This window comes from Amycolatopsis sp. PS_44_ISF1, from assembly GCF_032335455.1.
In the GTDB taxonomy this organism is placed as follows: Bacteria; Actinomycetota; Actinomycetes; order Mycobacteriales; family Pseudonocardiaceae; genus Amycolatopsis.
The window spans coordinates 2,133,968-2,158,617 of sequence record NZ_JANUXO010000002.1; the positions used below are offsets into that span (position 1 = coordinate 2,133,968).

At 72.3% G+C, this 24,650-nt stretch carries 18 protein-coding genes and 1 riboswitch; of the genes, 8 read left to right on the forward strand and 10 right to left on the reverse strand.

Annotated features, from left to right (window positions below; all coding sequences use genetic code 11):
- Positions 1 to 7 precede the first annotated feature (7 nt).
- From NYF13_RS23720 to NYF13_RS23740, 5 genes are all read right to left on the reverse strand, one after another.
- Positions 8 to 1,609 (reverse strand): carboxyl transferase domain-containing protein, encoded by a 1,602-nt coding sequence (locus tag NYF13_RS23720; protein WP_315659754.1) that lies wholly within the window; start codon positions 1,607 to 1,609, stop codon positions 8 to 10.
- Positions 1,606 to 2,757, reverse strand: coding sequence for an acyl-CoA dehydrogenase family protein (locus NYF13_RS23725; RefSeq protein WP_315659755.1), 1,152 nt, complete (start codon positions 2,755 to 2,757; stop codon positions 1,606 to 1,608). Before NYF13_RS23725 ends, NYF13_RS23720 begins: the two co-directional genes overlap by 4 nt.
- On the reverse strand, positions 2,754 to 4,448 hold the full coding sequence (locus NYF13_RS23730; RefSeq protein WP_315659757.1) for an acyclic terpene utilization AtuA family protein: 1,695 nt from the start codon (positions 4,446 to 4,448) through the stop codon (positions 2,754 to 2,756). Before NYF13_RS23730 ends, NYF13_RS23725 begins: the two co-directional genes overlap by 4 nt.
- On the reverse strand, positions 4,445 to 5,236 hold the full coding sequence (locus NYF13_RS23735) for a TIGR03084 family metal-binding protein (protein WP_315659758.1): 792 nt from the start codon (positions 5,234 to 5,236) through the stop codon (positions 4,445 to 4,447). The genes NYF13_RS23730 and NYF13_RS23735 overlap by 4 nt, the downstream gene beginning before the upstream one ends.
- 195 nt (positions 5,237 to 5,431) lie before the next feature.
- Complete coding sequence (locus NYF13_RS23740; protein WP_315659760.1) at positions 5,432 to 5,803, reverse strand: VOC family protein; 372 nt, start codon at positions 5,801 to 5,803, stop codon at positions 5,432 to 5,434.
- A 59-nt stretch (positions 5,804 to 5,862) separates the two neighbouring features.
- On the opposite strand from NYF13_RS23740, the gene NYF13_RS23745 reads away from it, so the two are divergent.
- The 7 genes from NYF13_RS23745 to NYF13_RS23775 all read left to right on the forward strand — a co-directional run bounded on the left by NYF13_RS23745 (position 5,863) and on the right by NYF13_RS23775 (position 17,222).
- Positions 5,863 to 6,705 carry an enoyl-CoA hydratase-related protein gene (locus NYF13_RS23745; RefSeq protein ID WP_315659761.1) on the forward strand — a complete coding sequence of 281 codons (843 nt, stop codon included), beginning with the start codon at positions 5,863 to 5,865 and terminating at the stop codon, positions 6,703 to 6,705.
- Entirely contained in the window at positions 6,702 to 7,310 is a 609-nt protein-coding gene (locus NYF13_RS23750; RefSeq protein WP_315659762.1) for an acetoacetate decarboxylase family protein, read from the forward strand. The genes NYF13_RS23745 and NYF13_RS23750 overlap by 4 nt, the downstream gene beginning before the upstream one ends.
- Before the next feature lie 245 nt (positions 7,311 to 7,555).
- The gene (locus NYF13_RS23755) at positions 7,556 to 10,537 is read left to right on the forward strand and encodes a ribonucleoside-diphosphate reductase subunit alpha (protein ID WP_315659763.1); all 2,982 of its coding nucleotides are present in this window, start codon (positions 7,556 to 7,558) and stop codon (positions 10,535 to 10,537) included.
- Between the two features lie 13 nt (positions 10,538 to 10,550).
- Complete coding sequence (locus tag NYF13_RS23760) at positions 10,551 to 11,624, forward strand: ribonucleotide-diphosphate reductase subunit beta (RefSeq protein WP_315659765.1); 1,074 nt, start codon at positions 10,551 to 10,553, stop codon at positions 11,622 to 11,624.
- Between the two features lie 124 nt (positions 11,625 to 11,748).
- Positions 11,749 to 11,898: riboswitch (cobalamin riboswitch) on the forward strand.
- A 119-nt stretch (positions 11,899 to 12,017) separates the two neighbouring features.
- Positions 12,018 to 14,300, forward strand: coding sequence for a 5-methyltetrahydropteroyltriglutamate--homocysteine S-methyltransferase (gene metE / locus NYF13_RS23765; RefSeq protein WP_315659766.1), 2,283 nt, complete (start codon positions 12,018 to 12,020; stop codon positions 14,298 to 14,300).
- Positions 14,301 to 14,817: 517 nt separating this feature from the next.
- Positions 14,818 to 16,650, forward strand: coding sequence for a diguanylate cyclase domain-containing protein (locus NYF13_RS23770; protein WP_315659767.1), 1,833 nt, complete (start codon positions 14,818 to 14,820; stop codon positions 16,648 to 16,650).
- A 110-nt stretch (positions 16,651 to 16,760) separates the two neighbouring features.
- A complete protein-coding gene (locus NYF13_RS23775) occupies positions 16,761 to 17,222 on the forward strand; it encodes a peroxiredoxin (protein WP_315659769.1) in 462 nt (153 codons plus the stop codon).
- 72 nt (positions 17,223 to 17,294) lie between these two features.
- On the opposite strand, the gene NYF13_RS23780 is transcribed toward NYF13_RS23775, so the two are convergent.
- From NYF13_RS23780 to NYF13_RS23795, 4 genes are all read right to left on the reverse strand, one after another.
- Positions 17,295 to 17,834, reverse strand: coding sequence for a GNAT family N-acetyltransferase (locus NYF13_RS23780; protein ID WP_315659770.1), 540 nt, complete (start codon positions 17,832 to 17,834; stop codon positions 17,295 to 17,297).
- Positions 17,835 to 17,898: 64 nt separating this feature from the next.
- Positions 17,899 to 18,825, reverse strand: a complete 927-nt coding sequence (locus NYF13_RS23785; protein ID WP_396287630.1) for an LCP family protein — start codon at positions 18,823 to 18,825, stop codon at positions 17,899 to 17,901.
- Between the two features lie 419 nt (positions 18,826 to 19,244).
- Complete coding sequence (locus NYF13_RS23790; protein WP_315659771.1) at positions 19,245 to 20,516, reverse strand: cyclopropane-fatty-acyl-phospholipid synthase family protein; 1,272 nt, start codon at positions 20,514 to 20,516, stop codon at positions 19,245 to 19,247.
- An 89-nt stretch (positions 20,517 to 20,605) separates the two neighbouring features.
- Positions 20,606 to 21,301 (reverse strand): alpha/beta fold hydrolase, encoded by a 696-nt coding sequence (locus NYF13_RS23795; protein WP_315659772.1) that lies wholly within the window; start codon positions 21,299 to 21,301, stop codon positions 20,606 to 20,608.
- Positions 21,302 to 21,412: 111 nt separating this feature from the next.
- On the opposite strand from NYF13_RS23795, the gene NYF13_RS23800 reads away from it, so the two are divergent.
- Entirely contained in the window at positions 21,413 to 22,141 is a 729-nt protein-coding gene (locus tag NYF13_RS23800) for a sugar isomerase domain-containing protein (protein ID WP_315659773.1), read from the forward strand.
- Positions 22,142 to 22,216: 75 nt separating this feature from the next.
- Here the strand turns inward: NYF13_RS23800 and NYF13_RS23805 are convergent, their stop codons facing one another.
- Positions 22,217 to 24,547 (reverse strand): ABC transporter ATP-binding protein, encoded by a 2,331-nt coding sequence (locus NYF13_RS23805; RefSeq protein ID WP_315659775.1) that lies wholly within the window; start codon positions 24,545 to 24,547, stop codon positions 22,217 to 22,219.
- Positions 24,548 to 24,650: the final 103 nt, after the last annotated feature.

Genomic DNA, 24,650 nt, shown 5'->3' on the forward strand with positions numbered 1-24,650 from the left:
GCCACCCCTACATCCGGAAGACGCCGAACCCACCGTCGACGCCCTTCACAGGTCCATTGTGGATAGCGGACAGGCTCAGCCCGAGCACGGTGCGGGTGTCCCGCGGGTCGATGATGCCGTCGTCGTAGAGCATGCCGGAGAGGAACATCGGCATCGACTCGGCCTCGATCTGGTTCTCCACCATCGCCCGCATGGCGGCGTCGTTCTCCTCGCTGTAGTCCTGGCCCCGGTTCGCGGCCGCGGCCCGCGCGACGATCGAGAGCACCCCGGCCAGCTGCGCCGGGCCCATCACCGCGGACTTCGCGCTGGGCCAGGCGAACAGGAACCGCGGATCGTAGGCGCGGCCGCACATCCCGTAGTGCCCGGCGCCGTAGGACGCGCCCATGAGGACCGACAGGTGCGGCACCTGCGAGTTGGACACCGCGTTGATCATCATCGCGCCGTGCTTGATGATCCCGCTCTGCTCGTACTCCTTGCCGACCATGTAGCCGGTGGTGTTGTGCAGGAAGACCAGCGGGGTGTCGATCTGGTTGGCGAGCTGGATGAACTGCGCGGCCTTCTGCGACTCCTCGCCGAACAGCACCCCCTGCGCGTTCGCCAGCACGCCCACCGGGTAGCCGTGGATCCGGGCCCAGCCGGTGACCAGGCTGGGCCCGTAGAGCGGTTTGAACTCGTCGAAGTCGGAGCCGTCGGCCACCCGGGCGATCACCTCGCGCGGGTCGAACGGGATCTTGAGGTCGCCCGGCACGATGCCGAGCAGCTCCTCGGCGTCGAACCGCGGCTCGGCGTAGCCCGGCTCCGGGCCCGGGCCCGGCTTGCGCCAGTTGAGCCGCTTGACGATGCTCCGGCCCAGCCGGATCGCGTCCTGCTCGTCGGCGGCCAGGTAGTCGGCCAGCCCGGAGGTACGCGCGTGCATCTCCGCCCCGCCGAGCGATTCGTCGTCGGACTCCTCGCCGGTGGCCATCTTCACCAGCGGCGGCCCGCCGAGGAAGACCTTCGCGCGCTCCTTGACCATCACCACGTAGTCCGACAGGCCCGGCAGGTACGCGCCGCCGGCGGTCGAGTTGCCGAAGACCAGCGCGATCGTCGGCACCTTCGCGGCCGAGGACCGGGTGAGGTCGCGGAAGACCCGGCCGCCGGGGATGAAGATCTCCTTCTGCGTCGGCAGGTCGGCGCCGCCGGACTCGACCAGGTTGATCACCGGCAGCCGGTTCTGCGCCGCGATGTCGGCCGCGCGGAAGCTCTTCTTCGTCGTCCACGGGTTGCTCGCGCCGCCCTTGACCGTCGGGTCGCTGGCCGAGATCAGGCACTCGACCCCCTCGACCACGCCGATGCCGGTGATCAGGCTGGCGCCCACCCGGTAGTCCGAGCCCCAGGCGGCGAGCGGCGAGAGCTCCAGGAACGGCGAGTCCTCGTCCAGCAGCAGCTCGATCCGCTCGCGGGCGAGCAGCTTGCCCCGCCCGCGGTGGCGTTCCACGTACTTCTCACCACCGCCGGCGACCGCCTTCGCGTGCTCGGCGTCGATCTCGGCCAGTTTCCCCAGCATGGATTCGCGGTGGGCGGCGAACTCGCCGGACCGGACGTCCACAGTAGACCTCAGTGCGGTCACGCGGTGTACCCCAATCGCTTCGCGGCCAGTCCGGTGAGGATCTCGGTGGTGCCGCCGCCGATGCCGAGGATCCGGACGTCGCGGTAGTGGCGCTCCACTTCGGACTCGCGCATGTAGCCGAGCCCGCCGTGCAGTTGCACCGCCTCGTTCACCACCCATTCGGCGGCTTCGACGGCGGTGTTCTTGGCGAAGCAGGCCTCGGCGATCACCTCTTCGCCGCCGACGTGGCGCACGGCGGTCTGCCGCGTGTAGGTGCGGGCCACGTCGACCCGGCGCGCCATTTCGGTGAGCTTGTGCTGCACGAGCTGGCGCGAGATGAGCGGGCGGCCGAACGTCTCGCGCAGCCGGCACCAGTCCAGGGTCAGCTCCAGCGCCCGCTGGGCGTGCGCGTACGCCTGCACCGCGAGCGAGAGCCGTTCGGCGACGAACTGGGTGGCCACCTGCGCGAACCCGCCGTTCTCGGGGCCGACCAGGTTCTCCACCGGCACCCGGGCGTCCACGAAGGACAGTTCCGCGGTGTCCGAGGCGGCCCAGCCCATCTTCTCCAGCCTGCGGGAGACGGTGAACCCGGGGGTGCCGCGTTCGAGCACGAGCAGCGAGATCCCGTGCGCGCCCTCGCCCCCGGTGCGCACCACGGTGGTGACGAAGTCGGCCCGGCAGCCCGAGGTGATGAACGTCTTGGCCCCGTTGACCACGTACTCGTCGCCCTCGCGCACGGCGGTGGTGCGGATGCCCGCGACGTCGGAGCCGCCGTCCGGCTCGGTCACCGCGAGCGAGCCGATCTTGTCCCCGGCCAGGGTCGGGCGCACCCAGCGTTCGATCTGCACCCCATCGCCCGCCTCGGCGATGTGCGGCACGGCGATGCCGCAGGTGAACAGGGAAGCGAACAGCCCGCCGGAGCCGCCGGCGTAGTGCATCTCCTCGGCCACGACCAACGCGTCGAGGTAGGTGCCATCGCCGCCGCCCACGGACTCGGGGAAGGCCACGCCGAGCAGGCCGAGGGCGCCGGCCTTGCGGTGCAGCTCGCGCGGCAGCTCACCCGCGCGCTCCCAGTCGTCGAGGTGCGGCAGCACCTCCTGGTCCACGAATCGCCGGACGGTCGCGCGCAGTTCGCGGCGCTCCGGGGTGCGGAACGGATCATCCGTCACAGCAGCGCCTCCGGCACGTCGATCTCGCGCGACCGCAGCCATTCGCCCAGGGCCTTGGCCTGCGGGTCGAACCGGGCCTGCGAGGCGACGCCCTCGCCGAGGAGGCCCTCCACGACGAAGTTCACCGCCCACAGGTTGGGCAGCAGGTGCCGGGTCACGGCCAGCTCCCGGGTTTCGGGCAGCAGCCGGCGCAGCTCGGCGACGGTGAGCCGGTGCACGAGCCAGCGCCAGGCCGGCTCCGAGCGCACCCACACGCCCAGGTTCGCGTCGCCGCCCTTGTCCCCGCTGCGCGCGCCGATCACGCGGCCGAGCGGAACGCGACGGAGCGGACCGTCCGGCGGCGGCGCGGGCGGCGCGGGTTCGTCCACTTCGGACAGTTCCCGGGTTTCCGCCGCGGGCGGGATCTCGACCCGCCGCCCGTCCGGCAGCACCGCCACGTGCGGCACCTCGGCCGCGTCCAGGTAGGACGCGGTGTAGACGCCGTAGGGCGAGGCGTCCGAAGGCGGGGCGGTGACGTGGAACCCGGGGTAGCTGGCCAGCGCCAGCTCGATCGCGGCGGCGCTGAACGCGCGCCCGGCGACCTTCGGGTCGCGGTCCTTCACCGCGACGTGCAGCAGCGCGCTGGCCCGCTCCTCGGTGTCGGCGTCGGCGTGGTCGGTGCGGGCGAGCGTCCACCGGACCTCGGCGGGCGGGTGCGCTTCGAGCGCCTGCTCCAGCTGCTCGCGCACCAGCGCGGCCTTCTCCTCGATGTCCAGTCCGGTGAGGACGAACGTGGTCTCGTTGCGGAAGCCGCCGAGGGCGTTGAGGCCCACCTTCAGCGTGGGCGGCGGGGCCTCGCCGCGGACCCCGCTGACCCGGACGCGGTCCGGGCCCTCCTGCGCCACCGTGACGGTGTCGAACCGGCTGGTCACGTCCGGGTTGGCGTAGCGGGCGCCGGTGATCTCGTAGAGCAGCTGCGCGGTGACCGTGCCGGTGTCCACCACCCCGCCGGTGCCCGGGTGCTTGGTGATCACGCAGGACCCGTCGGCGTGCACCTCGGCGATCGGGAAACCGGGCCGGCCGATCGGCTGCTCGCGGAAGAACGCGTAGTTCCCGCCGGTGGCCTGGGTGCCGCACTCGATCACGTGCCCGGCCACGACGGCCCCGGCCAGCGCGTCGTAGTCGTCGCGCGCCCAGCCGAAGTGCGCGGCGGCCGGACCGAGGACCACCGAGGCGTCGGTGACCCGCCCGGTGACCACGACGTCGGCCCCGGCGTTCAGGCACTCGGCGATGCCCCAGGCGCCGAGGTAGGCGTTCGCGGTCAGCGCGCCGGTGAAGCCCAGCTCCTCGGCCCGCGTGACGAGGTCGTCCCCCTCGACGTGCGCGATCTCGACGTCGAGGCCGAGCGTTCCGGCCAGCTCGCGCAGCTCGGCGGCCAGCCCGGCCGGGTTGAGCCCGCCGGCGTTGGCGACGATCTTCACGCCCTTCTCCCGGGCCAGCGCCAGGTTCTCGGCCAGCTGGCGGAGGAAGGTCCTGGCGTGCCCGCGGCCGGGGTCCTTCATCCGGTCGCGGCCGAGGATGAGCATGGTCAGCTCGGCCAGGTAGTCGCCGGTGAGCACGTCGAGCGGGCCGCCGGTGAGCATCTCGCGGACGGCGGAGAACCGGTCGCCGTAGAAGCCGGACGCGTTGCCGATCCGCAGCGGGCCCGTCACGCGAACTGCCCCGGCTCGCGGCCGGGCCCGGGAGCCCCGGCGAAGGCCTGCGCGAGGCCGAGCCACTCCTCGACCTCCGGGCCGGTGGCGACCAGGTCCGTGTCGGCCGGGTGCCGCCGCTGGGTGACCACCAGGCAGAAGTCCAGCGCGCTGCCGGTCAGCCGCTGTCCGGCCGCCTCCGGACCGAACGTCCAGTTCGTGCCGTCCGGCGAAGCCAGCTCGACGCGGAACTCCTCGACCGGCGGGGCGAGCGAATGCAGCTTGAAGGCGAAGTCACGGGTGCGCGTGCCGAACCGGGCGATGTGCCACAGCCGGGCGGTCGGCGCCCGGACCGCGCCGAAGGTGTCGAAGACGTCCTGACCGTGGGCCCAGGTCTCCATCAACCGCGCGGTGGCCATGGACGCGACGCTCATCGGCGGCCCGTACCAGGGCAGTTTCTGCCCCGGCGGCACCGCGGCCAGCACCTCGGCCAGCTCCGCCCGCCCGGAGCGCCACCGCGCGAGCAGCTCGGCCGGCGGCACCGCGGACAGCTCGGCCGCCCCCCGGTCCACGTAGTCCTCGCCTGCCCCGAGCGCGCTCTCCAGCTCGGCCTGCCACCGCTGCGGGTGCGCCGCGGCGACCAGCGCCTTGCCGTCGGTCCAGGTCAGGTGCCCGATCTGGTGCGCGACCGTCCACCCCTTCGCGGGCGTCTCCCGGGCCCAGTCCGCGGGAGCCAGCCCGGTCACGAGCTCCTCGAGCTCCTGCGACTCCGCGGTCAGGTCCCCGAGGACCACCCCGAGATCAGCCATCCTTGCGCCTCCTTGCGTCCCTGCCGCCCAGCGTGACGCGCGGAACCGAAAAAATCAAGCGCGCATGATTGTTTCTTCCAGCTCGATCCGCCCGCGGGCAGGCGAGCGACGACGAGCGATCGCGCGGACACCGCGCCCGGCCGCGGGCCGGTCCGAGATTCGTCCACTGTGGACGGTTAACTTCGGCTCGCGGGCTCAGCCGTGCGAGGTGTCGATCACGCAGAACCGATTGCCTTCGGTGTCGGCGAGCACCACGAAGTCCGGCGACTCCGGGTAGTCCGCCCAGTCCACCCGCCGCGCGCCCAGCGCCACCAGCCGCTCCACCTCCGAGGTCTGCTCGCCGGCGCTGCCGGCGTACAGGTCCAGGTGCACCCGGGGCCGCTCCTGCACCGGGGTCCCGCTCGACTGCAGCGACAGCCCCGGACCGGCGCCGTCCGCCGGGACCAGCACCACGAACTCCTCCCCCGGCTCGGCGTCGCGCGGCCGGTAACCCAGCGCCGCCCGCCAGAACGCCAGCGCCCGCCCCATCTCGTCCACTCCGAGCACCACGGTGCCGAGCCGGACCATGGCCCACCCCCATTATTGACGCATTGTCAGCAACCCGGTTCCTGGCCTACCGTAAACGCATGAGCCCCCTCACGCCCTACGCCGAGATCGCCTACCGGGTCGACGGCCGGATCGCCACGGTCACGCTCGACCGGCCCCAGGCGCGCAACGGGTACACCGTGCGGATGGCCGACGAGCTGAACCACGCCTTCGACACCGCCGACCGCGACGAGAACGTGCGGGTCGTCGTGCTCACCGGCCGGGGCGGGGACTTCTGCGTCGGCGCGGACCTGTCCACCGGGGGCCTCGACTTCGGCGGTGAAGCCCCCGACGGCTGGCAGGAGCCCGCCGGACGCTGCTCCCAGCGGATCTTCACGATGAACAAGCCGGTGATCGCCGCGCTGCGGGGCGCGGCCGTCGGCGGCGGGCTCACCATCACGCTGTCCTGCGATTACCGCCTGGCGGCCGAGGACGCCAAGTTCGGCTTCGTCTTCACCCGCCGCGGGATGTACCCCGAGGGCGCTTCGGCCTGGTTCCTGCCGCGGCTCGTCGGGCTCGGCACGGCCCTGGACTGGATGGTCAGCGGCCGGCTGTTCGGTCCGGAGGAGGCGCTGCGCGCCGGGCTCGTGCACAGCGTCCACCCGCCGGAAGCCGTGCTGGAGCGGGCTTACGAGCTGGCCCGCGAGCTCGTCGCGAACACCGCGCCCGTCTCCGTCGCCGTCACCCGGCAGCTGCTCTACCGGATGGCCAGCGCGCCCTCGCCGTTCGAGGTGCACGAGCTGGACTCCAAGCTCACCGCCGGCCTGCCCACCACCCCCGACACCGCCGAAGGCGTGCGGTCGTTCCTGCAGAAACGCCCGCCGGAGTTCGGGATGCGCGTCGACTCGGACCTCCCGCCCTACCTGCCCTGGCTCACCCGGTGACCGCCTACCCGCCCGAACCGTGGCGGCTCACCGGCGAAGCCCACCTCTCGGCCTGGCGCCTGCCCGCCGCGCAGCTGCCCGCCCTGCCCGAGGGGGTCGAGCCCCTGATCGTGGCCGGGCGCGCGCTGGTGGTCACCGCCTGGTTCCACTACCGGCCGCCCGGGCAGCTGAGCTACCACGAACTGCTCGCCGCCGTCGCCGTGCGCGCGCCGCGGCCCACCGCGTCGATCACCGGGATCTGGGTCGACAGCGAGGTTTCGCTCGCCGGCGGCCGGGCCCTGTGGGGCACCCCCAAGGACCTGGCCACCTTCGGCTTCCGCCCGGGCCGCACGTTCACCGCCACCGCGGCCACGGAGCACGACTGGATCGCCACCGCCGCCTTCTCCCGTCGCGCCGGGCTGCCGGTCGCCGTGCCCGCCGGATTCCGGATCGTCCAGACCCTCGGCGGGCGGCTCGAGCGCAGCCGGGTCGCAGTGCGGGCCAAGCCCGCCGCGGCGGCCGCCGGCTGGTCGGTCAACCCGCGCGGACCGCTCGGCTACCTCGCCGGCCATCGCCCGGTCGTCAGCGGTTCACTGATGGGTTTCGACCTCACTTTCGGCGGGTGAACCGGGGCCTGATCAGCCGCTCTCAGTGATCAGCTAACCCGCGAGGGTGAGCCGACGACACGCCACCCCTTGGGGCGCGTGCGAGCCACCACCCCTAGATGTAGTCTCTGGGAACCGGCAGCCCCCAGCGACGGGGAGACCGCTCAGGAAGGGCCGCCGGGCAGATCCACGAAGCCGCAGCGCACGGCCTGCACCAGGCGCGCGGCGGTGGAACGCGCCCATTTTTCGACCTGTTGGAGACCCGTATGTCAGTGGAAACCGGTCAGCGGCCGCCCTCGTCGGCGGACAGCACACCGAGCGCGATCCGCGTCATCCGGCGCGACGGCACCGTCTCGCCGTTCGACGCCGGCAAGATCTCGGTGGCGCTGACCAAGGCGTTCCTCGCGGTCGAGGGGGGCGACGCCGCCGCCTCCTCCCGCGTGCACCACGTGGTCGCCGAGCTGACCGAGCAGGTCGAGACCTCGCTGCTGCGCCACGCCGGGCCGGAGACCGCCCTGCACATCGAGCAGATCCAGGACCTCGTCGAGCTGGCCCTGATGCGCGGCGGGCACCACAAGATCGCCCGCGCGTACGTGCTCTACCGCGAGGAGCGCTCGAAGGCCCGCGATGCCGCCACCCCGGCGGCCACCGAGGCCACGCTCAGCGTCAAGGGCGTCGACGGAGTCCTGCGCCCGCTCGACTGGGCCCGCGTGTCCCACGTCGTGGGCGAGGCCGTGGCCGGGCTCGAAGACGTCTCCGCCGAGCCGGTGCTGGCCGAGGCCAAGCGCAACCTCTACGACGGCATCAGCGCCGACGAGCTGGCGCTGGCCCAGATCATGGCCGCCCGCGTGCTGGTCGAGCAGGAGCCGAACTACTCCTACGTCAGCGCCCGGCTGCTGCTGGACAAGCTGCGCGGCGAGGCGCTGAGCTACCTGGCCGGAGCCCCCCGCCTGGCCAGCCAGGACGAGATGGCCGGCGAGTACCCCGCCTACTTCCGCGGCTACCTGCGCCGCGCGGTCGAGCTGGAGCTGGTCGACGGCGAGCTGCTGCGCTTCGACCTGGACCGGATCACCGCGGCCATCCGCCCCGGGCGCGACCTCGACTTCGGCTTCCTCGGCCTGCAGACGCTCTACGACCGGTACTTCCAGCACCACAACGGCACCCGGTTCGAGCTGCCGCAGGCGTTCTTCATGCGCGTGGCGATGGGCCTGGCCATCCGCGAGGACGACCGGGAATCCCGGGCCATCGAATTCTACGAGCTGCTCTCCAGCTTCCACTTCATGGCCTCCACCCCGACGCTGTTCAACTCGGGCACCACGCGCGCCCAGCTCTCGTCCTGCTTCCTGACCACTGTGGACGACGACCTGGACTCGATCTTCCAGGCGTACAAGAACAACGCGCTGCTGGCCAAGTACTCCGGCGGGCTCGGCAACGACTGGACCCCGGTCCGCGGCCTCGGCGCGCACATCAAGGGCACCAACGGCCGGTCCCAGGGCGTGGTGCCGTTCCTGAAGATCGCCAACGACACCGCCGTCGCGGTGAACCAGGGCGGCAAGCGCAAGGGCGCGGCCTGCGCGTACCTCGAGACCTGGCACGTGGACATCGAGGAATTCCTCGACCTGCGCAAGAACACCGGTGACGACCGCCGCCGCACGCACGACATGAACACGGCCAACTGGGTCCCGGACGAGTTCCTGCGCCGGGTCGAGGCCGACGCGCAGTGGACGCTGTTCTCGCCCAACGAGACCCCGGACCTGCACGACCTCTACGGCAACGCGTTCGCCGAGCGCTACCGCGAGTACGAGGCCGCCGCCGAGCGCGGCGAGATCAAGGTGTTCCGCAAGATCCGCGCGGTCGAGCTGTGGCGCCGCATGCTGACCATGCTGTTCGAGACCGGCCACCCGTGGATCACCTTCAAGGACCCGTGCAACCTGCGCTCGCCGCAGCAGCACGTCGGCGTGGTGCACTCGTCCAACCTGTGCACCGAGATCACGCTGAACACCAACGCCGAAGAGGTCGCGGTGTGCAACCTCGGCTCGGTGAACCTGCTCAAGCACGTCACCCCCGAAGGGCTCGACACCGAGCGCCTGGAGAAGACCGTGCGCACCGCCGTCCGCATGCTGGACAACGTGATCGACATCAACTTCTACACGATCCCGGAGGCCCGCCGCTCCAACCTGCGCCACCGCCCGATCGGCCTGGGCATCATGGGCTTCCAGGACGCGCTGTTCGAGATCGGCGTGCCGTTCGCCTCGGCCGGCGCGGTGGAGTTCGCCGACCTCAGCATGGAGCACGTCTCCTACTACGCGATCTCCGCCTCGACCGACCTGGCCGAGGAGCGCGGCCGGTACCAGTCGTTCGAGGGCTCGCTGTGGAGCCGCGGCATCCTGCCGATCGACTCGATGCAGCTGCTGATCGACGCCCGCCAGGGTGACGCCCTCGACGTCGACACCTCCTCGACCCTGGACTGGGCGCCGCTGCGCCAGCGGGTCAAGACCGTCGGCATGCGCAACTCCAACGTGATGGCGATCGCGCCGACCGCGACGATCTCCAACATCTCCGGGGTCGGCCAGTCGATCGAGCCGCTGTTCCAGAACCTGTTCGTCAAGTCGAACATGTCCGGCGACTTCACCGTGGTCAACCCGCACCTGGTCAAGAGCCTCAAGGCCCGCGGCCTGTGGGACGAGGTGATGGTCAGCGACCTGAAGTACTTCGACGGCAGCCTCGGCCAGATCGACCGCGTGCCGGACGACCTGAAGGCGCTCTACGCCACCGCGTTCGAGATCGAGTCGAAGTGGATCGTGGACGCTGGCTCGGTCCGGCAGAAGTGGATCGACCAGGCGCAGTCGCTGAACCTCTACATCGCGGCGCCCAGCGGCCGCAAGCTCGACGAGCTGTACCGCTACGCCTGGCACAAGGGCCTCAAGACCACGTACTACCTGCGGGCCCAGTCCGCGACGCACGTGGAGAAGAGCACCCTGCGCGGCACCGACGGCAAGCTGAACGCGGTGTCCGCCGCCCCGGCCGCCGCCCCGGCCGCGGCGGTCCCGGCGCCGCCGGCCTCGGCCGCGGTCCCGGTCCCCTCCCCGGAGGCCGCGGTGCCGTCCGTGCCCGTCACGCCGCCCGTCACGCCGCCCGCCGCCCAGCCGGAGCCGAAGGAGCTGCCGAAGGTCGACGACGTCGACTTCGTCGCCACCGAAGGCGCGGCCTGCCGGATCGACGACCCCGACTGCGAAGCCTGCCAGTAAGGAACCCGAGAACATGACCAACGTGGAGACCCCCGGAGTCACCGGCCTCGGCGAGATCGAGGTCGGCGCCGAGCGGATCAGCGTCGACGACAAGCGGATGATCAACGCCCGCGCCGACGTCAACCAGCTGCTGCCGATGAAGTACCGCTGGGCGTGGGAGAAGTACCTCGCCGGCTGCAACAACCACTGGATGCCGACCGAGGTCGCCATGCAGGCCGACATCGCGCTGTGGAAGTCGGCCGACGGCCTCACCGAGGATGAGCGGCAGATGCTCAAGCGCAACCTCGGCTTCTTCGCCACGGCGGAGTCGCTGGTGGCCAACAACATCGTGCTCGCGGTCTACCGGCAGATCACCAACCCGGAGTGCCGCCAGTACCTGCTGCGCCAGGCGTTCGAGGAGGCCGTGCACACGCACACCTTCCAGTACATCTGCGAAAGCCTCGGCCTGGTCGAGGGCGAGCTGTTCAACATGTACCGCGAGGTTCCGTCCATTTCGGACAAGGACGCCTGGGCGCTGAAGTACACCCAGCACCTGGAGGACCCGGACTTCGAGACCGGCACGCCCGAGGCCGACACCGCGTTCCTGCGCGACCTGGTGGCGTTCTACGTGATCTTCGAGGGCATGTGGTTCTACACCGGCTTCGCGCAGATCCTCTCGCTCGGCCGGCGGAACAAGATGGTCGGCATCGCCGAGCAGTACCAGTACATCCTGCGCGACGAGTCGATCCACCTGAACTTCGGCATCGACTGCATCAACCAGATCAAGATCGAGAACCCGCACCTGTGGACCGAGCAGTTCCAGGCCGAGGTGCGCGGGATGCTGAAGGAGGCGTGTGAGCTGGAGGTCGCCTACGCCCGCGACACCATGCCCCGCGGCATGCTCGGCCTGTCGGCGCAGTTGTGCGAGCAGTACATGCACTTCATCACCGACCGGCGCGCGCAGCAGATCGGCCTCGCGCCCATCTTCGGGGAGACGGAGAACCCGTTCCCCTGGATGTCGGAGGCGATGGACCTGAAGAAGGAGAAGAACTTCTTCGAGACCCGCGTGATCGAGTACCAGTCGGGCGGCGCCCTCGACTGGGACTGATCCCGCCATCCGGGATTCGGGCGGGATTTGTGCCACGCCCGGCCCCGAGCGCTAGGCTCGGCCACGCCACTGGTTCGCCCAGGGCGTGGCCGAGCTGTTTTCGCGGCCGCACCCCGGTCGAGGCAACAGGGAACCCGGTGTGAATCCGGGACTGCCCCCGCAGCGGTGAGTGGGAACGAAAGCCGTCACCACGAGAAGTGGTGAAGCACTGGGCGCGAGCCTGGGAAGCGACGGCGAGTAGGCGTGCGCACGGCGCCCACGAGTCCGAAGACCTGCCCGTGGCACGCGCGCCGACGGCGTGCGTGAGTCCGGGCCTCGTGGGAGCAGGCGCGACGCGAAACGCGGCCCCTTCGCGTGCCCGGACTCGTTCGGCGAGCTCGCGAGGAGAGAGCTGTGAACACCATCGGCACCACCGTCCTGGGCAGCCCGCGCATCGGGCCGGACCGGGAGCTCAAACGGGCACTGGAGCGGTACTGGGCGGGCCGGATCGACGCCGCGGAACTGCTGGCCACCGGCCGCGGGTTGCGCACCCGGGCCTGGACCGGGCAGCGCGAAGCCGGCCTGGACTCGATCCCGTCCAACACCTTCTCCCACTACGACCAGGTGCTCGACACCGCCGAGCTGTTCGGCGCGCTGCCCGAGCGCTTCACCGGTCTGGGTCTTTCACCGCTCGACACCTACTTCGCGGCGGCACGCGGCGTGCAGGACGCGCCCGCGCTCGAAATGACGAAGTGGTTCGACACCAACTACCACTACCTGGTCCCCGAGCTGGGCCCGGACACGAAGTTCACCCTCACCGGCAGCAAACCGCTCGACGAGTACCGCGAGGCCCGTGCGCTCGGTATCGAAACGCGCCCGGTGCTGGTGGGCCCGGTCACCTTCCTGCTGCTGGCCAAGGCGACCACGCCGGGCTTCGAGCCGCTGGAGCTGCTCGACGAACTGCTCCCGGCCTACGCCGAACTGCTGCGCCGGCTGCACGACGAGGGCGTGGAGTGGGTCCAGTTCGACGAGCCGGCCTTCGCCGGCGATCGCCGCACCCCCGAGCTCAACGCGCTGACCCGCGCGTACCACGTGCTGGCCAAGGCCGAGGACCGGCCGAAGCTGCTGGTCGCCGGGTACTTCGGCGGCCTGGGCCGCGGGCTGGGCGTGCTGGCCCGTTCGCCGATCGAGGCGCTGGCCGTCGACCTGGTCACCGACGAGTCCTTTGTGGACACCGTTGCGGCCGAGGGCGCGCTGCGGGACAAGGAGGTGCTCGCCGGGGTGGTCGACGGCCGCAACGTGTGGCGCACCGACCCGGACCGCGCGCTGGAGAAGGCGCGCAAGCTGCTCGGCACCGCCGCGGCCGTCAGCGTCTCGACCTCCTGTTCGCTGCTGCACGTGCCCTACGACGTGGAGCGCGAGACGAGCCTCGACCCGCGGGTGAAGGGCTGGCTCGCCTTCGCGCGGCAGAAGGTGGACGAAGTCGTGCTGCTCGGCCGGGCGCTGCGGGCGGAGGGCCGCGAAGACGGCGAGGGCGCCGACCTCGGCGCGGCCCGCGCGGCGGTGGCGGACCGGGCCGCGGCCACGGAGGTGACCGACCCGGCGGTGCGGCAGCGGCTCGCCGCCCTGCGCCCGGAGGACGCCACGCGCCCGCCGTACGAGCAGCGCGCGGCGGCGCAGCAGGCCGAACTGGGCCTGCCGCCGCTGCCGACCACCACGATCGGCTCGTTCCCGCAGACCACCGAGGTCCGCAAGGCCCGCGCGGCGCTGCGCTCGGGCGAGCTGGACCAGGCCGGGTACGTGGCCGGGATGCACGCCGAGATCGAGCGCGTGGTCCGGCTGCAGGAGGAGCTGGGCCTCGACGTGCTGGTGCACGGCGAGCCCGAGCGCAACGACATGGTGCAGTACTTCGCCGAGCAGCTCGACGGCTTCGCCGCCACCGACTTCGGCTGGGTGCAGTCCTACGGTTCCCGCTGCGTCCGCCCGCCGATCCTGTTCGGCGACGTCTCCCGGCCGGCGCCGATGACCGTGCCGTGGGCCCGGCACGCCCAGCGGCTGAGCGAAAAGCCGGTGAAGGGCATGCTGACCGGCCCGGTGACCATCCTGGCCTGGTCCTTCGTCCGCGACGACCAGCCGCCGGCCGACACCGCGCTGCAGGTCGCGCTGGCGATCCGCGACGAGGTGGCCGATCTGGAGGCCGCGGGCGTGCGGGTGGTCCAGGTCGACGAGCCGGCGCTGCGGGAGCTGCTGCCGCTGCGCGCGGCCGGGCACGAGGCGTACTTCGCGTGGGCCGTCCGCGCGTTCCGCGTCGCGACGTCCGGCGCGGCCGACTCCACCCAGGTCCACACGCACATGTGCTACTCGGAGTTCGGCGAGGTGCTGCCCGCGATCGACGCGCTCGACGCCGACGTCACCAGCATCGAGGCGGCGCGCTCCAAGATGGAGGTGCTCGAAGACCTCTCCGGAGCCGGCTTCGCCCGCGGCGTCGGTCCCGGGGTCTACGACATCCACTCGCCGCGCGTGCCGGGCGTCGAGGAGGTCGCCGGCCTGCTGCGCACGGCCGTCACCGCCGTGCCCGCCGGTCGCCTGTGGGTGAACCCGGACTGCGGGCTCAAGACCCGGGGTTACGCCGAAATCGACCCCGCGCTGCGGAACCTGGTCGCCGCGGCCCGGCTGGTCCGCGCCGAGCTGGCCTAGCCGGTCCGGGCTCGTGCGGGCCGGCGACGGCCGGGACCGTCCCCGGCCCGCACGAGCCGAACCACCCGATCACCGCCCTACCGCGCGGCCGGCCTTCACGCGTTCGCGACCTACCGGCCGTGCCGCCCGAGTGGGCCCAGCGCTGCGCGAGGGCGCGCGGTCGTCAGCTCCGATCGGGCCGGCATCGCGATCGCCCGCGCCCCGGTGCCCGCTGACGGACTGCCGGTGCGCCTGGAATATCATTGACGGCTTCCACTCGACGACGAGAGGGCGCGGGCCGGGGCCGGTCGGCATCGGGCGACACGTTCGCGCACTCAAGGTGACCAGCCGTCACCTTTCGTGCGGAGTCCATCACTCGTTCAGCCGGTAGACACCCCGTTGCGCGCGTGGTGCCGTGGCATCACTCGTGGACGACTCATACTCAGTGTGGGTCCAAGAGTGCTCGCACCACGGCTGAGCTGGTGTTAGTCCGTGTCTGAAGGGGTGAAGAGTGCCTGAGCCTGGTGACCGGCCAGGGGTGTCCGAGCTCGCGCGCCGGTACGCGGCGCTGCTGGCCGACACCAAAGGAGTAACCCTCCCCCGGGAGAACCGGGAGCGGTTGCTGCTCGAATTCGCCCGCGAAGTCCTGCGGAACACGGACTCGGCCTACGAGGGCGTCCTCCGGCGCTTCACCACGCTGTTCACCGTCTCGCCGATCGCGATCGCACTGGCCGACACCGGCGGCGACATCGTCGAAGCCAACCCGGCGCTCGGCAAGCTGGTAGGCTCGCCGCCGGCCCGGCTGCGCGGGCGGCACCTGTCCGGACTGGCGGCCACCCCCCACGACGCCGACCGGATCCGCGGCGGGCTCGAACGGCTGGCCACCGACAGCACCGACGGCACCGAAGAGATCACCGAACGCGGCGTGCACCTCGCGCACAGCCAGGACGGCCGCCTGAGCACCAACGTCACCCTGGCCTGGCTGCCCGGCGACGGGATCGACTCCCGCTACCCGGTCATGCTGGCCGCCGACACCGACGACCTGCACCTGCTGGGCGAGCGGCTGCGGCACCAGAACCTGCACGACCCGCTCACCGGACTGCCGAACGCGCAGGCGTTCACCACCCGGCTGGAGGCCGCGCTGGGCTCGTCCGGGCCCGACCAGGTCGGGCTGGTCTACCTGGACATCGACGGGTTCAAGGTGATCAACGACGGTCTCGGCGCCGGGATCGGCGACGAGGTGCTGAGGGAGGTCGCGGGCAAGCTCTCGCGGATCTTCACCGGCCACCACGAGGGTTACGTCGCGCGGCTGTCCGGCGACGGCTTCGGGGTGCTGCTGCGCGGGCCGGACCTGGCCCCGCCGCCGGTGATCCAGCTCGTCGACCAGGCGCTCGACGAGTTGCACGAACCGGTCTACCTGGACGGGCACGGGATCGGCGTGAGCGCGAGCGTCGGCATCGTCGTGCGCCCCGCCGACGGCAGCGGCCACGTCGAAATGCGGCGCGCGGCCGAGCTGGCGCTGCACCGGGCCAAGGAGGCGGGCAAGGCCCAGTGGATGCTGTTCGACCCGCAGCGCGACGCCCGCGACCGCAGCCGTTACCAGCTCGGCGCGGTGATCGCCGGCGCGCTGGAGAACGGTGAGTTCTCGCTGGTCTACCAGCCGACCGTGCTGCTGGACGACCCCGGCCGGATCGCCGCGGTGAACGCCGGCCTGCGCTGGAACCACCCGGACGAGGGTGTGCTGGACTCGGCCGGGTTCTACCCGCTGGCGCAGATCACCGGCATGACGATGCCGCTGGGCAAGTGGCTGCTCGCCGCGTCGCTGTCCGCGTACGCGAGCTGGCACGAGCAGTTCGGCGACGCGACCCCGGACGTGTGCATCCGGCTGCCGAAGCGGCTGGCCACCGACCCCGACCTGGTCCTGCTGGTCAAGGAGCAGCTCGACCGGCACGACCTGCCGCCGCGGGTGCTGCACCTGTGCACCGACCGCGATTCGATGTTCGACGAGGACGGCGAGGTGCTCGACTCGTTCACCGTGCTCGCCGACCTCGGCGCCCAGCTCGTGCTGACCGTCTCCGGCTCGGCCGACCTGGAGCTGATCCCGCGCCACGCACTGCCGGTGCGGCTGGTGATCCTGGCCGGGCCGGTGGTCGACGCGCTGGCCGGGGACCCGTCCGAGGCCGACTCGCGGCACCTCGCCCAGTTGCTCGCCCGCGCGGCCGAGCTGCGGCTGCAGGTCGGCGCCGAAGGCGTGCACACGGCCGAGCACGCGCACCGCCTGCGCGAGCTGGGCGTGCACGTCGCCCGCGGCGCCTTCGTCTCCGGCGACGACGTGACCGCGCTGATCGCCCGCCACACCGGGGACGGCTGAGCCGAGCGGGCGGGCACGGCCCCGGCCGGGTGGGCCATCCGGGTGGGCCGCGGCTCCGAAGCCCCTGGGAGGATCTTCCCCCGCGGTACCGACCGAAAGGACCCATCCCGATGGAGACCGGCGACCTGGCCCCCGACTTCACGCTGGCCGACGACCAGGGGGTGGAGCGCACCCTGTCGGACTTCCTGTCCGACGGCCCGGTCGTGCTGTTCTTCTACCCGGCGGCGATGACCGGCGGCTGCACCGCGGAGAGCTGCCACTTCCGCGATCTGGCGGCCGAGTTCGCCGAGGTGGGCGCCCAGCGCGTGGGCATCAGCCCGGACGCGGTCGAGAAGCAGCGCGCGTTCTCCGCCGCGAACAGCTTCGACTACCCGCTGCTGTCCGATGTGGATGGTGGCGTGGCCAAGCAGTTCGGCGTGTGGCGCAAGCTGATCCCGCTGCACACCAAGCGCCAGACCTTCGTGATCGACACCGACCGCCGGGTGCTGGACGTGATCAAGAGCGAGCTGAACTTCACCACCCACGCCGACCGCGCGCTCAAGCTGCTGCGCGACCGCAAGGCCGCCGCCTGACCCGCACCGCCGGTCCCGGCTCGGGCGCGGGGGCGGACGGGGATGACCCGTCCGCCCCCGCGCCCGAGCGGTTCAGGGCCGGTCCTTCCGCCACACGAGGCTGATCCCGGAGCAGGACGGCGCGATCGGCCCGTCCGTCCGCTCCTGGCGGTCCGGGGTGAACCCCAGCCGCTCCGCCACCGCGCCGCTGCGGGTGTTCCGCTCGTCGTGCCGGATCTCGACGTACTCCGCCCCCGCGCGGAACGCCTCGGCGACCAGGAGCGAGGCCGCCGACGTCATCAGGCCCCGGCCGGTGTGGGACAGGCCCAGCCAGTAGCCGATTTCGGCGCGGCCGCCCGGCACGCAGCAGACCAGGCCGCAGCTACCCAGCAGAGTGCCGTCCGGGGCGAGCAGGGCGTACTCGTACGCACCGCCCGCGTCCCACTGCCCGGCCACGCGGGTCAGGAACTCGGCCCCGTCGGCCCGCTCGTAACCGCCCGTGGCCCAAGGCAGCCACGCGCCGAGGTGCGCCTGCGACTCCTGCACGGCCGCCACCAGCTCGTCGAGCCGGTACGGGCGCCAGCGCACCAGCTCGATCCCGGTCCCGGTCAGGGTCTCCCGCGGCGTCTCCACGGCCCCATCGTGACATCCCGGCCGCGGCGGGGGCGCCCGCTTTTTCCCGGCGGGCGCCCCGGCGTCACTTGACCAGGACGCCGTCCGGCACCTCGGTGTCGTTCTTGAGCGCGTCGAACAACTGGGCCGACTTGGTCTTGTCCCAGTGCTCGGCCGAGCCGTCGGTGACCGGGACGGTGCCGGTGAGCACCCCGTCGGAGGAGATGCCGCGCATCGCCATCGCCAGCCCGGCCAGGTTGTGCACGTGGTCGCCCGAGTCCATGGTCAGCGCGTCGGGCGCCGCGGACAGCAGCGGGAAGAAGTGGAACGGGTTGAGCAGCGTGCCCGGGCTCGCGATCTGGCCGACCAGCGCACCGATGAACTTGCGCTGGTTGGCCACCCGGTCGAGGTCCGAGCGCGGGGTCGCGCTGCTGTGCCGCATCCGGACGAAGCCGAGCGCCGAGCGCCCGTCCAGCGACTGGCAGCCGGCCTTGATGTCGATGCCGGTCATCGAGTCGTTCATGTCCTGGTCGACGCACATGTCGACGCCGCCGATCCCGTCCACGATGGTCGCGAAGCCGCCGAAGCCGATCTCCGCGTAGTGGTCGATGCGCAGCCCGGTGACCCCTTCCACGGTCTTCACCAGCAGGGCCGGGCCGCCGAGGGCGAACGCCGCGTTGATCTTGCTGGTGCCGTGGCCGGGGATCTTCACCTGGGAGTCGCGCGGCAGCGACAGCAGGGTCGGCTTGGTGGAGTTGTCCGGGATGTGCGCGACCATGATGGTGTCGGTGCGCTGCCCGCCGGCCTCGTCGGCGTCGCCGGTGGCCAGGTTCTCCTCCTCCGCGGCCGAGAGCCCGGCGCGGCTGTCGGAGCCGACCACCAGCCAGTTGGTGCCGGACGCGGCCGCGGGACGGCCGTCGTAGTCGGCCAGCGCGTCCACCCGGGTGATGGAGAACTCCAGGTAGGCCCAGACCCCGCCGAGGAACAGCACGAAGATCAGCACCAGCGTCATCAGGATCTTGCCCAGGCCCCACCGGCGGCGACGGCGCGGTCTCGGGGCCGGGGCGCCGGGCGGGGGCCCGGGCGGGGCCTGGCGCCGGCCGGGGCGGGGGGCGGGGGCGGGCCGGCCGGGGGCTCGGCCCGGGTGCCCATCGGCCGGGTCCGCTGCTCGTGCTCGGCGACCCCGCCGGGAAGCGGCATCATCTGCGCGCGCTGGTGCTGCCGCGGGTTCCCGGGGGCCTGGGGTCCCCGGGACGGCTCCCGCCACCGGCCGCCGCCGTCACCGCCGTACGTCATCGGTCCATCACCCGTTCCCCGAATCCGGCAAACCGTGCCCTTCGTGCGGCCCAGTGAACCGCATGCCCTCAGTATGAGGACGTGCGGCACCCTGGGCCGGTTGTGCCGGAGGGCCGTACCCGGGTCAGCGCGGGGTCAACGCGGGTCGGCGAACCCGAACTGGTGAACCTTGAGGTGCCCGGCGCGGAACCCGGCCTCGGAGTAGGCCAGGTAGAACTCCCACATCCGGGCGAACACCTCGTCGAAGCCGAAGCCCCTGATCTCGGTCCAGCGGGCCAGGAACCGCTCGCGCCACAGCTTCAGCGTGCGGGCGTAGTCCTGGCCGAACTCCCGCATGCCGGCCAGCTTGAGCCGGGTGTTGCCGGCCATGCCCTGCTCGATCGCCGCGACCGAGGGGATGATGCCGCCGGGGAAGACGTACTTGTGGATCCAGGTGTACGAGCGGGCCGCGGCCATCATCCGGTCGTGGTCCATGGTGATCGCCTGCAGGCCGAACCGGCCGCCCGGGCGCAGCCGCTGGCCGATCGTGGCGAAGAAGGTCGGCCAGTAGGAGACGCCCACGGCCTCGATCATCTCGACGCTGACCACGGAGTCGTATTCGCCCTGGGCCTCGCGGTAGTCGCACAGCTGCACGTCGACGCGGTCGCTGTAGCCGGCTTCGGCGATGCGCGCGTCGGCCAGGATCTTCTGCTCCTTCGACAGCGTCAGCGAGGTGACCTTCGCCCCCCGGGAGGCGGCGCGGATGGCCAGCTCGCCCCAGCCGGTGCCGATCTCCAGCACCGAGCTGCCCGCGCCGACCCCGGCGTAGTCCAGCACGCTGTCGAGCTTGCGGTGCTGGGCCTGGGTGAAGGTGTCGCCGGGGCCGAACAGGGCCGAGGAGTACATCATCGACTCGTCCAGGAAGGTGCTGAACAGGTCGTTGGACAGGTCGTAGTGCCGGTGGATGTTCTCCCGCGAGCCCTCGACCGTGTTCACCTCGGCCTCGGGCTGGACCCGCTCGACGAACCGGCGGAACCGCTGCAGGAACGGCGGGATGACCGTGGCCAGCTTTTCCGCGAACGGGGTCAGCACGCCGGGCAGGTCTTCGGCGGTCCAGTCGCCCACCATGTACGCCTCGCCGAAGCCGATCTTCGCGTCGGCGCCGAGGCGGTGGAAGAACGCGTCGGGGCGGCGCACGCGCATCTCCGGCGCGTCCGGGCCGCCCGCGCCGAGCGTGGTGCCGTCGGGGAAGGTGACCCGCAGGTCCAGCGACTTCACCGCCCGGCGGAAGAGCACCTCCGCGGTCCGGGCGCGCAGGGGCGAGTGCGGCGGGGTGGCCAGTCCCGGCCACCGGGATTCGTCGGGGATCTGCTGCGGGATCGGCTGCGGGGACAGTCCCGCCGCGCGGTCGACACTCGAGGTGGACAAGACACTCCCTCCGGACGGGCTGTGCGGCCCATGCTGATGATATTCCCGGCTCGCGAAGCGTGCGCCCCGTGCCGGTCGCCCGGCTCGCCTCACACGGAGATTCGCAACCGCTCGCCCGCAGGACGGGTCCAGGCCCGGAGAAGAGTTTCGTCCTTCTCCCCGGCCCCGATCACCTCCAGTGTGAAAGCACACACCAACCTGGTCCAGACCGCTGGACGGCGGAGCATCGCGTGCCCCTCACCGCCGATCTCGAACCGGGCGACCCGGGCCGCGACCGAGCGGGCCCGCTCGGCGAAAGCGTAGGAGAGCCGGGCGGAGGTCATCCGGTCGCGCGTGCCGTGCACGATCAGCAGCGAGCGCCCGGCGACCCCGGCCACCGGCTCGCCCGCCTCGGTCCACGGCGCGAGCGCGCAGACCCCGGCCACGGCCGGGTCGTCGGCCACGCGCAGCGCGACCCGCCCGCCCATCGAGTGCCCGACCAGCACCACCGGCAGGCCCGGGTGCTCGGCGTGGATCCGCTCCAGCGCCCAGCGCGCGTCCGGCACCGGGTCCTCGGCCCCGCCGTTCCAGCCGTAGCGCCGGTTGCGCAGCAGCCGCACCTCCAGGCCGTACCGGGCGCCGGCCCGGTGCAGCGCGCGGGCCAGCGGCACCATGCGCAGGTAGGCCAGCTTCCACGGGGGCACCGGGGCGGTGCCGACCTCGGCCCCGCCGTGCAGCACCAGGGCCACCGCGCGGGTCCGCCCGCGCGCGCGATGCACCGAAACGACGGGTTCTGCCTCGTCCACGTGCCGCCTCCCAGTCACCGGTGCCGCTCCTGCCCCTGCCGACACGCTAATCCACCACGAACTGTGGCCACCCGCTAGATTCGGCGGCCGGACCCCCGACGAAGGGCAGGTGTGGTGAGCACCACGGAGAACTGGAAGAGCACGGCGGACAAGCTCGCGGCGGCGGAGGAGGCCAACGCCGGGCCGCTGGCCGCGGCGGCCGAACTGGTGCTGGGGGTGATCCGCAGCGACGCGCTGGTGTTCACCGCGGGCGCCGGGCACTCGCTGGCCGCGGTGGCCGAGACGTTCTACCGCGCGGGCGGACTGGCCTGCGTGTACCCGCTCTACCACCCGGAGCTGCTGCCGCTGCACGGAGCGCAGCACAGCACGCAGACCGAGCGCCGCACCGGCCTGGCCGAAGAGGTGCTCGCCGGGCGCGCGCCCGGCCCGGACGACCTGCTGGTGGTGTTCTCCACCTCCGGGGTCAACCCGTACCCGGTGGAGCTGGCCGCCGGCGCCCGCCGCCGCGGCGCGTCGGTCCTCGCGGTGACCTCGCGGCTCTGCGTGGCCGCCGCCCCGCGCCGGTCCGCCACCACGCTGGCCGAGGAGGGCACCGTGGTCCTCGACTCGCTGGTCGTCCCCGGCGACGCCAGCCACCCGGCCGCCGCCCCCCGCACCGCTCCGCTGTCCACAGTGGTCAACGCGTTCCTGTGGAACCTGGTGCTGACCCGGGTCTTCGACCGCGGCACGGCCGAGGGCCTGGACGTGCCGCTGTGGCGCAGCTCCAACGTGGAAGGCGGGGACGAGGCCAACGCCGCCCTGCTGGCCAAGTACGGCCCGCGAGTACCCGCGCTGCGGTAGCCCGGACGGCCCCGCCCGAGGCCCCTGACCCGACCGTGGGCGCCCCGGGCGGGCACCGGTGCGCCGCGGGCGGGCCTAGACCACGGCGGGCTCCTCGTCGAACTGGGTGTGGTGCAGTTCGGCGTACCGGCCTTCCCGCGCCAGCAGTTGTTCGTGCGTGCCCTGCTCGACCACGGTGCCGTGCTCGAGGACCAGGATCAGGTCGGCCGCGCGCACGGTGGACAGCCGGTGCGCGATGACCAGCGAGGTCCGCCCCTCCAGCGCGCCGGTCAGGGCCTCGCCGACCGCGGCCTCGGACTCGGAGTCCAGGTGGGCCGTGGCCTCGTCCAGCACCACGACCCGGGGCTGGGCCAGCAGCAGCCGGGCGATGGTGAGCCGCTGGCGCTCCCCGCCGGAGAGGCGGTACCCGCGCTCGCCGACGGTGGTGCCGAGGCCGTCGGGCAGCGAGCGCACCAGCTCACCGAGCCGCGCCTGCTCCAGCGCCGCCCGGATCTCGTCGTCGGTCACCCCCGGACGCGCGTAGGCCAGGTTGGCGCGGATGGTGTCGTGGAACAGGTGCCCGTCCTGCGTCACCACGCCGACGGTCGCGCGCAGGGTGGCGAAGTCCAGATCGCGCACGTCCACTCCGGACAACCGGACCGCACCCGCGTCGACGTCGTAGAGCCGCGGCAGCAACGACGCGATGGTCGACTTCCCCGCCCCGGACGAGCCGACCAGCGCGACCATCTGCCCCGGTTCGGCCCGGAAACTGATGCCGTGCAGCACTTCCTCGCCGCCGCGGCTGTCCAAAGTGGCCACATCCTCCAACGAGGCGAGGGAGAACCGATCCGCCGCGGGATAACCGAACCGCACGTCGTCGAACTCCACCGAGACCCCACCCCGGGCCGCACCCCCGCGACGGGCACCGTCACCTGGCTCGGCACCGTGACCCAGCCCGGTCCCGCCGGTTTCTCCGGTGCCGCGAGTGCCGCCGGTGCCCCTGGTACCGCCGGTGCCCCCGGTGTCCCTGATGTCCTTGGTACTGCCGGTGCCGCCGGTGTCCCTGGTACTGCCGCTGGTTCCGTCGGCGTCTCTGGTACTAACGGTGCCGCCGGTGCTCCTGGTACTGCCGATGCCGTCCACGCCGCCGGTGCCGCTGGCTTCGCCGGTGTCCCCGGTGCCCCCAGTGCCGTCGGTGTCGCCAGTGCCCCCAGTGTCGTCGGTGCCGCCGTCGTCGGTGCCGTCTGCACCCTTCGCGGCGCCGGTTCCGCTGGTTTCGCCGCGGTCGTTCGCGGACTCGGATTCACCCACACGGGCACCATCCACAACAGACGCATCACGCCCGGCGCCGACCACCCCGCCCCCGTCCGGCAGGGCCTGGGGCTGCACCGGCTCCTTGATCATCGGGTCCAGGTCCAGCACCTCGAAGACCCGCTCGAACGACACCATCGCCGTCATCACGTCGACCCGGACGTTGGCCAGGGCGGTCAGCGGGGCGTAGAGGCGGGTCAGCAGCAGCGCCAGTGCCACCACCGTGCCCGGCTGGAGCCGGCCGGTCAGCGCGAGGTACCCGCCGAGGCCGTAGACCAGGGCCTGGGCCAGCGCGGAAACCAGGGTCAGGCTGGTCATGAACCAGCGGGTCAGCATCGCCGTGCGCACGCCGATGTCCCGCACCCGCCCGGCGCGCGCGGCGAAGTCGGCCACCTCCTGGCGCGGGTGGCCGAACAGCTTGACCAAGGTGGCGCCGGGCGCGGAGAAGCGCTCGGTCATCTGCGTGGTCATGCCCGCGTTGAGCTGCGCCGCCTCGCGCTGCAGCCCGGCCATCCGGCGGCCGAGACGGCGCGCCGGCAGCACGAACACCGGCAGCAGCACCAGCGCGCCCACCGTCACCTGCCAGGACAGCGTCACCATCACGGCCAGCGAGAGCACCAGCTGGATCACGTTGGTGACCAGCCCGGACAGCGTGGCGGTGAACGTCCGCTGCGCGCCGATCACGTCGTTGTTGAGCCGGCTGACCAGTGCGCCGGTGCGGGTGCGGGTGAAGAACGCGATCGGCAGCTTCTGCACGTGCTCGAACACGGCCACGCGCAGGTCGAGGATGATGCCCTCGCCGATGCGCGCGGACTGCCACCGCTCGGCCAGGCCCAGCCCCGCGTCGGCCACCGCCAGCAGGGCGATCACCCCGGCCAGCCAGAGCACCACCGACAGGTCGTGACCGCCGACGATCGAGTCGACCACCTTGCCGGCCAGCACCGGCGTGGTCACCGCGAGCACGGCCGAAACCACCGTCAGCACCAGGAAGACCAGCAGCCGCACCCAGTGCGGGCGGGCGAAGCGGGCGACGCGCCGGACCGTGCCGCGGGTCAGCGCCCTGGGCGCCTCGGCCGAACGCATCGCCGAGCTCAGCAGCAACCAGCTGTTGTCCATCAGGTGTCCCCCGTCTCCCAGCCCGGACCGGTGGTGCGGCCCGGGATGAAAACTTCGACATTACTTTAGCTTGTGCGCGGATGTGAAGCGGACAACACCGGCG